This window comes from Streptomyces sp. NPDC028991 (genome assembly GCF_055564775.1).
On sequence record NZ_JBVHVP010000015.1, the window covers coordinates 102,666 to 116,447 of the forward strand.

A 13,782-nucleotide genomic window follows, 5' to 3' on the forward strand; every position below is an offset into this window, starting at 1 on the left:
CACCACCACAACACAACCCACCCACCCACCCCCCCCACCACCCCCCCCCCCCCCCCCCCCCCCCCCCCCCCCCCCCCCCCCCCCCCCCCCCGGGCCCCGGGGAGAGGCTCCCGCCTTCCTTCTTTCCCGGCCGCTCAGCCGCCCGCCTTGGCGAACTCCGCGAGATAGGTCTCGCAGAACGCCTCGAGGTCGTCCGGCTTGCGGCTGGTGATCAGCACGTTGTCGCCGTGGTCGCAGACCTTCACCTGTTCGTCGACCCAGGTGGCCCCGGCGTTGCGCAGGTCGGTCCGCAGGCTGGGCCACGAGGTCACGACCCGGCCGCGCACGACGTCCGCCTCGACGAGCGTCCACGGGGCGTGGCAGATGGCGGCCACCGGCCGGCCCTGCTCGAAGAAGTCCCTGACGAACGCCACGGCCTTCTCGTCCATCCGCAGGAAGTCCGGGTTGGCCACGCCGCCGGGCAGGACCAGGCCCCCGAACGAGTCGGCCGACGTGTCGCCGACCACCTCGTCCACCGGGAACGTGTCCGCCTTGTCGAGGTGGTCGAAGCCCTGGATCTCACCGGACTGCGTGGAGACGAGCACGGGCTCGTGTCCCGCGTCCTTCGCCGCCTGCCACGGCTGAGTCAGCTCGACCTGCTCCACGCCCTCGGGCGCGGTCAGAAATGCGATGCGCATGTGGTTCGGATTCCTTTCCCGGCGCGCCGGCCGGTGTCGCCGCCCGGCGCGCGTGAGTCGTTCGGCCGTGTGGGCGCCGGTCGTCTCAGCCGCCGTTTCGGGCGTCCGGTTCCGCGCGGCTGATGTCGGCGAGCGCCGAGGAGGGATCCCGGGCCTCGGCCAGATCGCCGAGACTCACCATCCCGACCGGCAGCCCGTCCTCCACGACCGGCAGCCGGCGTACGGCGTGCTCGCGCATCAGCGCGACCACGTCCGCCACCGGATCGTCCGGGGAGACCGTCAGCGGGTCGTGGGTGCAGACCGCCCGGACGCCCACGCCCATCGGATCGAGGCCCGCCGCCACCGCCCGCACCGTGATGTCGCGGTCGGTGAGCAGACCCACGACGTCCTGCCCGTCCGCGACCACCACATCACCGATGTTCTGCGTGCGCATCAGCTGCGCCGCCTCGACGAGTGAGGAGTCCGGACGAACGGCGGTCACGCCCGGTGTCATGACGTCCCGCACGTACTCGGCCACGTGCCCGGCCATAGGGCCCGCCCTTCCTGGCGCCTACGCGCCCTGCGTCCCGGCGGATCCGGACCCGCCGTGCTCGGTCAGGGCCACCGCCAGTTCCTGCACGTTGTCGTAGCGCGCCTTGTGCGGCAGCCGTTCCAGTCCCTCGACGAGGGCGTCGGGCGCGTTGCCGCGGCGCAGCGCCCGGGTCAGTTCCCGCGGGCCCGCGGGGAAGGTGCCCCGGGTCAGGTTCCGGGCCAGTTCGAGCCGGAGGGCTTCCAGGTATGTCGGTCCGCGGCCCGGCGTCACCGGTCCGTAGGTGACGTCCGGGTCGTCCTCGGCAGCCGGTTCCGGGTCGTGCCACTCCTCGGTGCGGGTGGGGTGCCCGGACCTGAGCAGACCCTGCAGTTCGTGCTTCATCTCGTCGTCGCGGTGGACGCTCATCCGGTCACTGCCTCGCTGCATGTCTCCCTCCAGATCCTTCAGGGGTGCCGACCGCGTACCCGGCCACCGGGGGCCGACACGGATTCGCCCGGACGGGTCCGGTCCGATTTCCCCGGTCACGCAGCGTGCGTCCGCCCGCACCGCGGGTTTGCCCGCCGGGTACGGGGAACCCGGCTCGCGCCACCACCCCCCACGCCCACCCCTTTTCGGGAAGGACGGATCATGGCGGTGCTGCTCGCTGTGTTCATCCCGGTCCTCATGCTCGGCGTGGTGCTGGCCCTCGGCCGCTACGAGGAACTGGTGCTGCCGGGCACCGCGCCGCCGTACGACGACCCCGACGCGGCCGCCGGTGCCGATCAGTAGCCGCGCGAGCGGATCAGGAATCGAGAAGCGAAGCCCACCGTGCTCCGTCTAGCGTGTCCCTGCCGACCCGCTCGACGGATGGAGACACGATGAGCAGCGCCAGGAGAACGGACCAGCAGGCGGCCGCGCCGCATGTCGCGGACAGCCACGATCTGATCCGTGTACACGGCGCCCGCGAGAACAATCTCAAGGACGTCAGCATCGAGATCCCCAAGCGTCGGCTGACGGTGTTCACCGGTGTCTCCGGTTCGGGCAAGAGCTCCCTGGTGTTCAACACGATCGCCGCCGAGTCGCAGCGGCTGATCAACGAGACCTACAGCGCCTTCGTGCAGGGCTTCATGCCGACGCTGGCACGGCCCGAGGTCGACGTCCTCGACGGCCTGACCACCGCGATCATCGTGGACCAGCAGCGGATGGGCGCCGACCCCCGCTCCACGGTCGGCACCGCCACCGACGCCAACGCGATGCTGCGCATCCTCTTCAGCCGGCTCGGGGACCCGCACATCGGCCCGCCGAGCGCCTACTCCTTCAACACCGCCTCGGTCCGCGCGAGCGGCGCGATCACCGTCGAGCGCGGCAACAAGAAGGCGGTGAAGGCGACCTACGAGCGCACCGGCGGCATGTGCACGCACTGCGAGGGCCGGGGCAAGGTCTCCGACATCGACCTCTCCCAGCTCTACGACGACTCCAAGTCGCTCGCCGAGGGCGCGTTCACCATCCCGGGCTGGAAGTCGGACAGCCAGTGGACCGTGCAGGTCTACGCCCAGTCCGGCTTCGTCGACCCCGACAAGCCGATCCGCGAGTACACCGAGAAGGAGCTGCGGGACTTCCTCTACGGCGAGCCGGTCAAGGTGAAGGTCAACGGCGTCAACCTCACCTACGAAGGGCTGATCCCGAAGATCCAGAAGTCGTTCCTGTCCAAGGACAAGGAGGCGATGCAGCCGCACATCCGGGCGTTCGTGGAGCGGGCGGTCACCTTCACCACCTGTCCCGAGTGCGACGGCACCCGGCTCAGCGAGGGCGCCCGGTCGTCGCGGATCGGGAAGATCAGCATCGCCGACGCCTGCGCGATGGAGATCCGCGACCTGGCCGAGTGGGTCCGCGGGCTCGACGCCCCGTCGGTGGCGCCGCTGCTCACCGCGCTGCGGGACACCCTCGACTCGTTCGTGGAGATCGGCCTCGGCTACCTCTCGCTCGACCGTCCGGCGGGCACCCTGTCGGGCGGCGAGGCGCAGCGCGTGAAGATGATCCGCCACCTCGGCTCGTCCCTCACCGACACCACGTACGTCTTCGACGAGCCCACCATCGGCCTGCACCCGCACGACATCCAGCGCATGAACGACCTGCTGCTGCGGCTGCGGGACAAGGGCAACACGGTGCTCGTCGTCGAGCACAAGCCGGAGACCATCGCGATCGCCGACCACGTCGTCGACCTCGGCCCCGGCGCCGGCACGGCGGGCGGCACCGTCTGCTTCGAGGGCACCGTGGAGGGGCTGCGGGCCGGCGGCACGGTCACCGGCCGTCACCTCGACGACCGGGCCTCCCTCAAGGAGACGGTCCGCGAGGCCACCGGGACGCTGGAGATCCGGGACGCCACGACGCACAACCTCCAGGGCGTCGACGTCGACGTGCCGCTCGGCGTGCTCTGCGTGGTCACCGGCGTGGCGGGCTCCGGCAAGAGCTCCCTGATCCACGGCTCGGTCCCGGCCGGCGCGGACGTCGTCTCGGTCGACCAGAGCCCCATCAAGGGCTCCCGGCGCAGCAACCCGGCCACGTACACGGGGCTGCTCGAACCGATCCGCAAGGCCTTCGCCAAGGCCAACGGAGTCAAGCCCGCCCTGTTCAGCGCCAACTCCGAGGGCGCCTGCCCCACCTGCAACGGCGCCGGCGTCATCTACACCGACCTGGCGATGATGGCCGGCGTCGCGACCCCTTGCGAGGACTGCGAGGGCAAGCGGTTCCAGGCCTCGGTCCTCGAGTACCGGCTCGGCGGCCGGGACATCAGCGAGGTGCTCGCGATGTCGGTGGCGCGGGCGGAGGAGTTCTTCGGCGCCGGCCAGGCCCGCATCCCGGCCGCGCACAAGATCCTCGAGCGGCTCGCCGACGTCGGGCTCGGCTACCTCACCCTCGGCCAGCCGCTCACCACCCTGTCCGGCGGCGAGCGGCAGCGGCTCAAGCTGGCCACCCACATGGGCGACAAGGGCGGCGTCTACGTACTCGACGAGCCCACCACCGGCCTGCACCTCGCCGACGTCGAGCAACTGCTCGGCCTGCTCGACCGGCTCGTCGACGCCGGCAAGTCGGTCATCGTCATCGAGCACCACCAGGCGGTCATGGCGCACGCGGACTGGATCATCGACCTCGGCCCCGGCGCCGGCCACGACGGTGGCCGGATCGTCTTCGAGGGCACTCCCGCCGACCTCGTCGCCGACCGCTCCACCCTCACCGGCGAGCACCTCGCGGCCTACGTCGGCGCCTGACCGCGGCAGGGTTCCCGCAGCGCCGGTACCGGTGGTGTCCGGCGCTGTGGGATCGTGGTGGGGTGACCACGTTGGAGGACCTGGTCCGGCTGCGCCGGGCCCGTGACCTGATGGACCGCGAGTACGCCAAGCCGCTCGACGTTCCGGCGCTGGCCCGCGTCGCCCTCATGTCGGCGGGCCACTTCTCCCGCGGCTTCCGCGCCGCCTACGGGGAGACGCCGTACAGCTACCTGATGACGCGGCGGATCGAGCGGGCCAAGGCCCTGCTGCGGCGCGGCGACCTGACCGTGACGGAGGTCTGCTTCGAGGTCGGCTGTACCTCGCTGGGGTCGTTCAGCTCCCGGTTCACGGAACTGGTCGGCGAGAGCCCGAGCGCGTACCGGGCCCGCGACCACGCCGACGGCGCCGCCATCCCGGCCTGCGTCGCCAAGATCTACACGCGGCCGGTCAGGAACGGAGAAGCGAGGCCCGCGCCGCCGCCCGTAGCGTGAAACGCATGGACATCAGCCTCTCGCAGTGCTTCATCGCCGTCGACGACCACGACAAGGCGCTCGCCTTCTACCGGGACGTGCTCGGACTGGAGGTCCGCAACGACGTCGGGTTCGAGGGCATGCGCTGGGTGACCGTCGGCTCCCCGGCCCAGCCCGGCGTGGACATCGTCCTCGAACCCCCGCTCGCCGACCCCAACGCCTCCGCCGCCGACCAGGAGGCCATGGCCGAACTGCTGGCGAAGGGCCTGCTGCGCGGCGTCATCTTCACCACCGACGACGTCGATGCCACCTTCGAACGCGTCCGCGCCGCGGGCGCCGAGGTCCTCCAGGAGCCGGTCGACCAGCCCTACGGCGTCCGCGACTGCGCCTTCCGTGACCCGGCCGGCAACATGCTGCGCTTCAACCAGCCGCGCAAGGGATGAACTGTGACCACCCCGTCGGTTCGCGATTTCTGAAGCAGTGATCCGCCGGAACCCGTGTGCCGAGGTGTGCAACGGCCAGGCCAGAGCGTCGGGTTCACGCATCCCAGGTGGTCAGGTGCGGCGGGCAGCCCAGACGGTGCGCTCGGTGCGTACCGTCAGGTCATCACGGCGCAGGAGGCTGTGCGGGCCGCTGGTGTCGAGGAGCTGGTCGAGCGCGGTGAGGTCCTCGGGGGAGAGGCTGTCCGCGATGACGCTGCGGCTGCGCTTCAGGACGCCGGTGGCGTAGCGGCCGATGGCTTCGCTGCGCGAGCCTTCGAGGTTCACGGTGATGGTGCGTTCGCCCTCGACGGTGAATCCGGCGGCGGTCAGCATCGGGCCCCAGTCGGCGCCGCGGTGGGGCATGTGTTCGGCTTGGCGGCGGTCGGCCGCGGCGTGGACGCGCTCTTCCAGGCCGGGCCGGTCCGCGGGGGCGTTTTCGGGCAGGAAGCGGGGGTGGCCGGCCAGTTCGACGACGGCGAACAGGCCGCCGGGCGCGAGCGCGCTGTGGACGTTGCGCAGTGCGCGGTCGGGGTGGGCCATGTGGTGCATCGAGGCCGACGCCCAGACCAGGTCCGGTGAGCCCAGGTCGGGCCAGGCCGCTTCATCGAGGTCGGCCTGCACCGTGTGGACGCGCTCCCGGACGCTGCGGGTGCACGCCTTGGTGCGAAGGCGCCGCAGGTGTTCGGCGGAGGCGTCGACGGCGGTGACGTGCGCGTCGGTGAAGCGGTCGAGGAGGGCGAAAGTGCCCGCGCCCGTGCCACAGCCCAGGTCGACGATGCGGTGCGGGGCGGTCTGCAGCGGCAGCCATGCGGTGATGGTGGCGGTGTGTTCGGCGAGGACCTCGGCGTCCAGGTCGAGGATCTCCGCCTGGCCGTCCATCGCGTGCTCGTGGTGGTGACCGTGCGAAGCGCCGTGGTGGGGAGTGTGGGTGCGTGCGTGGTTCATGCTCTTCACGTTAGGACGAATATGCGCCTGCGGCACGAAGTATCCCTGTTTGCGCAAGATGATGGCGGAGGGTGCTGCTCGACGCGCAAGAGGTCACCGCCAGGGGCGGCCGTCGTGCGGCCTCACTGTCACTCGGGAGCGCCCTGGGGGTCGTCGTCGCTGTCGCGCTGGTGCCCGCGGCGGGCGTCGCGGTCGAAGATGCCCAGGATCTCGCAGGGTCCGCCGTCGGCGCCGATCGCGTGCGGCATCATCGTGGGGAACTCGGCGGCCTGGTTGGCCTCAAGGCGGAAACGGCGGTGGCCGAGCATGAGGATCGCCGTGCCGGACAGGACGACGAGCCATTCGCGCCCCGGGTGGGCGCGCATGCGGGCCGGGTTCTCGGGGGGCGGTTCGGTCATGCGCTGGCGCACCACGCTCATCCCGGGGTCGGCCTTGATGTTCCACCGCATCCGGCCGTGGGCGCTGTCGATCGTCGGGCTGGTGACGACGTCGTCGGCGGCGGTCTCCACGAGCTGATCGAGCGTGGTGTCCAGGGCACGGGCGAGGGTGACCAGCTGATCCAGTGCGAGGCGGCGCCGGCCGTTCTCGATGCGGCTCAGTGAGGACTGGCTGAGGTGGGCGCGGGAAGCCAGTTCCTCCAGGGACCAGCCCTGCGCGACCCGCAAAGCACGGAGGCGTTTGCGTACGAGGCTGTCCAGATCTCCATCTTCTTGCGTCACAGGCAACAGTGTATGCCTTCACGGCAAGACCGGCTTAGCGTCGTGTGCAGAAGGTCCGCGACGTCCGGGACCGGCGCCCGAGGAAAGGCAGGAGGCCATGGCTGTGACGACTCCTCCGTACGCGAGCGACGCACTGCCCGGCCGGGTGCGCCTGGCCGACGGGCAGGTCGTGGCCCGCCCTTCGGCCCTCTGACATCCCGGCGCGGCGCCGGCCGCTGCGTGCCCTCGACGCGTGCGGCGGCCCGGGGCCCGCCCACCCCCTTCACCCGGCGACCGGTCCTGTTCCGGCGCCGACTCGGCATGCCCTTCCGAGAGGAATCCGTGAGTACGAACCAGCCCGTACCGGCCGTGCAGTCCAGTGGCCGGGGTGCCCCCGACGCGCGTCAGCTGCGCATGATCTTGATCACCGTCTCCATGGCCCTGATGGCGGTCATCGCCTCGGTGACCGGGCTGAACGTCGCGCAGACCCACATGGCCGTGGAATTCGGCGCCTCCCAGAGCACGGTCCTGTGGATCATCAACATCTACACCCTGGCCCTGGCCGCGCTGCTGCTGCCGCTCGGCGCCCTGGGCGACCGCCTGGGCCGCAAGCCCGTGCTCATCGCCGGGCTGAGCATCTTCGGCATCGCCACCGTGGTCGCCGGCCTGGCCCCGACGGCCGAAGTGATGCTCGCCGCCCGCGTGGCCGGCGGCATCGGCGCCGCCATGATCATGCCCATCACGCTCGCCGTCATCACCTCCACCTTCCCCGAAGAGCAGCGCGGCAAGGCGATCGGCGTGTGGACCGGTATCGCCGGAGGCGGCGGCATCCTGGGCATGTTCCTCTCCGCGCTCCTCGTCGACGTCGCCGACTGGCGCCGGCTGTTCGTCCTGCCCGCGGTCCTGGTCCTCGTGGCCCTTGCCATGACGCTGAAGTCGGTTCCCGACTCCCGCGAGACCTCGGCCCACCGATTCGACACCGTCGGCGCCCTGCTCTCCGCGATCGCCGTGACCGGCCTCATCTTCGTCCTGCAGGAAGGCCCCGAACGCGGCTGGACCGCCCCCGCGACGCTGATCAGCCTGACCGTCGGCCTCATCGCCACGGTCGGGTTCACAGTCTGGGAACTGCACCGCCGCGACGCCTCCCTGCTGGACGTGCGGCTGTTCCGGGAGCGCGGACTGTCGGGCGGCTCGATCACGCTGCTGGTGGTCTTCGGTGTCCAGGCGGGCATCGGCGTGGTCCTCTTCCCGTTCTTCCAGGCCGTACTCGGCTGGTCGGGCCTGCTGTCCACGGTCGCGATGATGCCCATGGCCGTCGCGATGATGACGGCCTCCGGCCTGGCCCCCAAGCTGGCCGCGGGGATCGGCGCCCGCTCGACCATGGTGGTGGGCATCGCACTGGCCGGCGTCGGCATGACGCTCATGGCGCTGTTCGTCTCCGTCGGCGGCGGCTACCTGTCCGTCCTGCCCGGCCTGCTCGCCATGGGCGTCGGAATGGGCCTGTCGATGACCCCGTCCACGGAGGTCATCACCGCCGCCCTGCCGCGCGAGAAGCAGGGTGTCGCCTCCGCCCTCAACGACGTCACCCGCGAATTCGGCACCGCACTCGGCGTCGCCCTGCTCGGCGCGCTCGTGTCCGCCGGCTACCGCAACGCCATCGACGACAAGCTGCACGGCGTCCCCCAAGGCGCCGCGGACACCGCCCGGGAAGGCGTCGCCAACGCCGTTGAGGTGGCGGGCAGCACCGGACCGCACGCACCAGAGGTGCTCCACGCGGCGCAGCAGTCCTTCGTCGACGGCTGGCAGCAGGCCATGTGGGCAGGCTCCGTCATCATGGGCGCCCTGTTCGTCTACATTGCCCTCCGCGGCCCCGAGAAGACACCCTCCGCGGTCGCGGACGAGACAGACCCCGCTGCGGCCGTCCCCGTCGGCTGACCGCACAAGCGCCGGGCCACAGCGAGCAGACCGGGCCGGTCGCCGACCGGTGCATCAGTTGGCGCCCCGCTCATGGCGGGCGTCCCGGCCGCTCGGTGGGTGGCGGCTCCACGCGCACCGGCCGCTGGGACGACTCGGCGCCGATGTCTGGCCGATAACCGCCGCTGCCACGGCCATCGCGCAGTGGACAGTCGCCCCCTACTCCAGCGACACGGACAAGTGTCGAGCGCTGAAGGAGGGCTAGGCCGCTTCATTCCGGCCACGGCAGCCCGGTCGCCGCTGAACCGCCTGCTCGCTGTCCCGTGCGCAGCCGAACCACCCGGTGCCGTTCGACACCCGCGGCCTGACCCTTCTCCCGCGGCCTGACCCTTCTCCCCGCGGCCTAACCCTTCTCCCGCCCCGGCAGGAACTCCTGCACCTTCGCCTTGAACCCCTGCTTGACCATGGACCCACGGTCCGCGTCGCCCTTCAGGATCGAGGCCGCCGTCGCCTCCATCTGGTCCCAGGTGGCGTGCGGCGGGATCGGCGGCACCGCGGGGTCGGTGAGGAACTCGAGGACCGCGGGACCGTCCGCCTCCAGGCCCGCTCGCCAGGCCGCCTCGACCTCCTCCGGCTTCTCCACCCGGATCCCGGTCAGCCCCAGCGAGCGGGCGAAGTCGGCGTAGCGCACATCAGGCAGCGACTGGGAGGGCAGGAAGGACGGCGCGCCCTCCATGGCCCGCATCTCCCAGGTGACCTGGTTGAGGTCCCGGTTGTTCCAGACGGCCACGATCAGCCGCGGGTCGGACCACAGGTCGCGGTACTTCGCCGCCGTGATCATCTCCGTCAGCCCGTTCATCTGCATCGCTCCGTCCCCGACCAGGGCGATCACGGGCCGGTCCGGGTGGGCGAACTTCGCGCCGATCGCGTACGGCACCCCGCAGCCCATGGTGGCCAGCGTGCCGGACAGCGAACCGCGCATGCCGGGCCGCATCGTCAGGTGCCGGGCGTACCAGTTCGCCGTCGAGCCGGAGTCGGAGGTGACGATCGCGTCGTCGGGCAGCATCGGGTCCAGGGCGGCGGCGACGTACTCCGGATTGATCGGGTCGGCCGCCAGCCCGGCCCGGCGCCCCATGACCCCGCGCCAGCGCGTCACGTTGTCGCACACCGTGTCGTACCACTCGCGCCCCCGACCGCCCTCGATCAGCGGGATCAGCCGGTCCAGGGTGGCCTTCGCGTCGCCGACGAGGTTCACCTCGTACGGGTAGCGCATCCCGATCATGTGCGGGTCGATGTCGATCTGCACGCCCCGCGCCTTGCCGAACTCCGGCAGGAACTGCGAGTACGGGAAGGACGACCCGATGGTCAGCAGGGTGTCGCAGTCCCGCATCAGCTCGTACGAGGGACGTGTGCCGAGCAGGCCGATCGAACCGGTGACGTACGGGAGTTCGTCGCTCAGCACGTCCTTGCCGAGCAACGCCTTGGCCACGCCGGCGCCCAGCATGCCGGCGAGCCGCTCCACCTGCTCCCGCGCGCCGGCCGCGCCCTGACCGACCAGGATCGCCACCTTGTCACCGGAGTTGAGCACCTCGGCCGCGCGCCGCACGGACTCGTCGGACGGCACCGCCGTCCAGGAGCCGCGGTCCAGGCTGGAGGGCACCATCTTGAACTCGTGCGTGGGCGGCGAGTAGTCCAGCTCCTGCACGTCACCGGGGATGACGACCGCCGTCGGACAGCGGCGCGCGTACGCGGTGCGGATCGCCCGGTCCAGGACGTTCGGCAGCTGCTCCGGGACCGTCACGGTCTCCACGAACTCCGAGGCGACGTCCTTGTACAGCGTGTGCAGGTCCACCTCCTGCTGATAGGAGCCGCCCATCGCGGTCCGGTGGGTCTGCCCGACGATCGCGAGCACCGGGACGTGGTCGAGCTTGGCGTCGTACAACCCGTTGAGCAGATGGATCGCGCCGGGCCCCGAGGTCGCCGCGCACACGCCCAGACGGCCGCTGAACTTGGCGTACCCGACCGCCTGGAACGCGGACATCTCCTCGTGCCGGGACTGCACGAAACGCGGGTGGTCGTCGGCGCGGCCCCAGGCGGCCAGCAGGCCGTTGATCCCGTCTCCCGGATAGCCGAAGACCTGCTCGACGCCCCACTCGCGCAGCCGCCGCAGGACGTGGTCGGACACCTTGGTGCTCATGTAACGGACCTCCCGGACCGATGGGGTGATGCCGGCGGAAGGGGTACGGGTGACCCCGGGCCCGCGTGGAAAACATCCGGGTGTTTGCCGTGGAGGTCCGGGGGCAGGCGCAAATTCAGTGCTTCGGACAGGAGGCACGTCCGCGGGAGCGGCGCGTCGCCGCCACGGATGCGTCCGTCCGGGCCGGACGCCCTCCCACGGTGACCGCCCGTAACCAAGGGCCGTGTCGTCGCACCGGTCATGCCCGTCCCACGTGCCGGGGATCCCACGAGCCCCGGCGCCGTCCGTACCGGCCGCGCCGGCCGGGCCATCGCCCGGCGCGACGACAGGACCCCGCGCTCCGAGGGAGTTGCGACGCACCATGCCGATCCACGCCAGCGTGAAGCACCCGCACGACGACGCCCCCGACACCGCCGCCGCCTTCCACCGCCTCACCACCCTTCCCGACGGTCCGGAACGCGACGCGGTCCGCGACCGGATCGTCGAGGCCTGGCTGCCGATGGCCGAACGTCTCGCGGGGCGGTTCCGCAGCCGCGGCGAAAGCTACGAGGACCTGCGTCAGGTAGCGGCCCTCGGCCTGGTCAAGGCCGTCGACCGGTACGACCCCGAGCGCGGCAACGCCTTCGAGAGCTACGCCGTGCCGACCATCACCGGCGAGATCAAGCGCCACTTCCGCGACCACATGTGGACGCTGCACGTGCCGCGCCGGGTCCAGGACCTGCGCAACCGCGTGCGCTTCGCCGGCCAGGACCTGTCGCAGACCATCTCCGGCCGTCGGCCCACCGTCGCGGAGATCGCCGAGCACGCCGACATGAGCGAGGAGGACGCCCGGGTGGGCCTGGAGGCCCTGGAGAGCTTCACGGCCCTGTCCCTGGACGCGGAACTCCCCGGCAGCGAGGACGGCTACTCCCTGAGCGACGCCCTCGGTGCCGCCGACCCGGCCCTCGACACCGTCGTGGACCGCGAGGCCGTCAAGGACCGTCTCGCCGCCCTGCCCGAGCGGGAACGCGCCATCCTCTACATGCGCTTCTTCGACGACATGACCCAGAGCCGCATCGCCGAACAGCTCGGCATCTCCCAGATGCACGTCTCCCGCCTGATCAGCCGGTGCTGCAACCGGGTGCGGGAACAGGTACTCCGGGACCCGGCGGCCTGAGCCCGCGGCCGATCCCCCCGCGCCTTTCACGGCGTTCCCGGTGGACACCCCAAGGGCGCAGGGGCGGCGCGACCGGGGCCACCACGCGCTCGCGGGCGTCTGACGGCAGGGGCCCGGCGGCGTCCCGCCAGTGCGGCCCGCCCGGCTGCGAACGGGGCGAAACCTCTGTCTCACCCACTCGGGCGTCCCGTTCCCGCGAACGGCGCACGGCGGCGCGCGCACCCGCGGCGGGCGGGCTGTGATGGTCCAGGGGGCGCGAGTGCCGTGCCCCCGCAGCCGTCGCTCGAAGGAGCCCGCCCCATGCGCCGCACCGCCCGCGCCCTGTCCGCCGCCGTCCTGGCCAGTGCCGCCCTCGGCGTCTTCCCGGGGCCCGTCTCGGCGGACCCCGGTGCCCCACAGCCGCCCGCGGGCACCGGTGAACCCGCCGCGGAGATCAGCCCGGCCGGCGTCACCCCGGGGGACACCGTCACCGTCTCCACCGGCTGCCCCTCGAGCGGCGGTTCCGCGCCGGCCGCCCCCGACGCCACCACACCGGCCTTGGGCACCCTCGCGCCGCGCAAGGTGGCGGGCGACGAAGGGGCGGCGTCCGGGCCCGCCTACCGGGGCAGCGCGCGGATAACCGCCGCCGAGGACGTCGGAAGCGAGCCGGCGGCGGAGGGCTCCGAGGACGCGTGGACCGTCGACGACGCCTGCCCCGAGGAACCCGGCGGCGAGGGCGATTCCGGCGAGGCAGACCCAGGCGACGGCGATCCCCGGAGCGCCACGATGACCGTGCCGGAGGAGGAAGGCGGAGCCGTCGCGCCGCCGTGCCCCGAGCCGACACACGCCGCCCGGCCCGGCGAGCAGTGCGGCGGCACCAAGCCGGTGTGTCCCGAAGCCACCGTCCCGCACGGCGAGCCCGCCGCGCGGGGCACTTCCTGTACGACGAAGCCGCCGTGTCCCGAGCCCGCCGAACCGGGCAAGCCCTGCGGCGGCGCGAGCGCCGAGCACGGGGTCCGGGCCGGCGCGGGCGGGGCCTTCACCGACTCGATGCCGGCGCTGGTCGCCGGTGGAGTACTGATCGCGGGTGCGTTCGGCGCGGCGGCGCACCGCCTGCGGCTCCGCCTGCGCGGGGAGGCCGAGCACCGCTGACCCGCGCCGTCGCCCGTCCGCGTGTGATCCGCGGCCGATGCCACAGCCATGGCGGAGCGGCACGGTGGGTACGTGGAGCAACGACCGAGGAAAGAGCACCCGGCCGGGCGGCGACAGGACACGGCACCACGGACTGCGCGGAGGCACGCATGCGGCGGACGGATCCCGAAGGCCATGACTCCGAAGGCCCTGAGCCCGAGAGCCTTGGGTCCGAGCGCCCTGCCGCGCAAGGGCGCGCCGCGCAAGGGCGCGCCGCGCAAGGGCGCGCCGCGCAAGGGCGCGCCGCGCAAGGGCGCGCCGCGCAAGGGCGCGCCGCGCAAGGGCGCGCCGCG

The 13,782-nt window shown here is 72.2% G+C and carries 13 protein-coding genes; 7 read left to right on the forward strand and 6 right to left on the reverse strand.

The features are described 5' to 3' along the window. Positions 1-134 precede the first annotated feature (134 nt). From ACZ4V1_RS26115 to ACZ4V1_RS26125, 3 genes are all read right to left on the reverse strand, one after another. Positions 135-677, reverse strand: a complete 543-nt coding sequence (locus ACZ4V1_RS26115; protein WP_468340183.1) for a type 1 glutamine amidotransferase domain-containing protein — start codon at positions 675-677, stop codon at positions 135-137. 85 nt (positions 678-762) lie between these two features. Then, complete coding sequence (locus ACZ4V1_RS26120) at positions 763-1,206, reverse strand: CBS domain-containing protein (protein ID WP_468340185.1); 444 nt, start codon at positions 1,204-1,206, stop codon at positions 763-765. 21 nt (positions 1,207-1,227) lie between these two features. Then, positions 1,228-1,635 (reverse strand): DUF2795 domain-containing protein, encoded by a 408-nt coding sequence (locus tag ACZ4V1_RS26125; RefSeq protein WP_468340187.1) that lies wholly within the window; start codon positions 1,633-1,635, stop codon positions 1,228-1,230. A 201-nt stretch (positions 1,636-1,836) separates the two neighbouring features. On the opposite strand from ACZ4V1_RS26125, the gene ACZ4V1_RS26130 reads away from it, so the two are divergent. From ACZ4V1_RS26130 to ACZ4V1_RS26145, 4 genes are all read left to right on the forward strand, one after another. Then, a complete protein-coding gene (locus ACZ4V1_RS26130) occupies positions 1,837-1,977 on the forward strand; it encodes a hypothetical protein (protein WP_468340189.1) in 141 nt (46 codons plus the stop codon). A gap of 89 nt (positions 1,978-2,066) precedes the next feature. Continuing rightward, positions 2,067-4,457: an ATP-binding cassette domain-containing protein gene (locus tag ACZ4V1_RS26135; protein WP_468340191.1), complete on the forward strand. Its 2,391-nt coding sequence runs from the start codon at positions 2,067-2,069 to the stop codon at positions 4,455-4,457. A gap of 62 nt (positions 4,458-4,519) precedes the next feature. Continuing rightward, positions 4,520-4,948 carry a helix-turn-helix transcriptional regulator gene (locus ACZ4V1_RS26140; protein ID WP_468340193.1) on the forward strand — a complete coding sequence of 143 codons (429 nt, stop codon included), beginning with the start codon at positions 4,520-4,522 and terminating at the stop codon, positions 4,946-4,948. 5 nt (positions 4,949-4,953) lie between these two features. Further along, the gene (locus ACZ4V1_RS26145) at positions 4,954-5,370 is read left to right on the forward strand and encodes a VOC family protein (protein ID WP_468340195.1); all 417 of its coding nucleotides are present in this window, start codon (positions 4,954-4,956) and stop codon (positions 5,368-5,370) included. A gap of 111 nt (positions 5,371-5,481) precedes the next feature. On the opposite strand, the gene ACZ4V1_RS26150 is transcribed toward ACZ4V1_RS26145, so the two are convergent. Together ACZ4V1_RS26150 and ACZ4V1_RS26155 are read right to left on the reverse strand one after the other, a co-directional pair. Beyond that, complete coding sequence (locus ACZ4V1_RS26150; protein ID WP_468340197.1) at positions 5,482-6,354, reverse strand: class I SAM-dependent methyltransferase; 873 nt, start codon at positions 6,352-6,354, stop codon at positions 5,482-5,484. A gap of 128 nt (positions 6,355-6,482) precedes the next feature. Continuing rightward, positions 6,483-7,073 carry a helix-turn-helix domain-containing protein gene (locus tag ACZ4V1_RS26155; protein ID WP_468340199.1) on the reverse strand — a complete coding sequence of 197 codons (591 nt, stop codon included), beginning with the start codon at positions 7,071-7,073 and terminating at the stop codon, positions 6,483-6,485. 321 nt (positions 7,074-7,394) lie between these two features. On the opposite strand from ACZ4V1_RS26155, the gene ACZ4V1_RS26160 reads away from it, so the two are divergent. After that, positions 7,395-8,987, forward strand: a complete 1,593-nt coding sequence (locus ACZ4V1_RS26160; protein WP_468340201.1) for an MFS transporter — start codon at positions 7,395-7,397, stop codon at positions 8,985-8,987. A gap of 382 nt (positions 8,988-9,369) precedes the next feature. Here ACZ4V1_RS26160 and ACZ4V1_RS26165 read toward each other — a convergent pair whose 3' ends face one another. Continuing rightward, positions 9,370-11,163 carry a thiamine pyrophosphate-requiring protein gene (locus tag ACZ4V1_RS26165; RefSeq protein ID WP_468340203.1) on the reverse strand — a complete coding sequence of 598 codons (1,794 nt, stop codon included), beginning with the start codon at positions 11,161-11,163 and terminating at the stop codon, positions 9,370-9,372. 361 nt (positions 11,164-11,524) lie between these two features. Between ACZ4V1_RS26165 and ACZ4V1_RS26170 the strand changes: the two genes are divergently transcribed. Together ACZ4V1_RS26170 and ACZ4V1_RS26175 are read left to right on the forward strand one after the other, a co-directional pair. Beyond that, positions 11,525-12,319, forward strand: a complete 795-nt coding sequence (locus tag ACZ4V1_RS26170; protein WP_468340205.1) for an RNA polymerase sigma factor SigF — start codon at positions 11,525-11,527, stop codon at positions 12,317-12,319. A 300-nt stretch (positions 12,320-12,619) separates the two neighbouring features. Further along, on the forward strand, positions 12,620-13,450 hold the full coding sequence (locus ACZ4V1_RS26175; protein ID WP_468340207.1) for a hypothetical protein: 831 nt from the start codon (positions 12,620-12,622) through the stop codon (positions 13,448-13,450). The last annotated feature ends 332 nt before the right edge of the window (positions 13,451-13,782 follow it).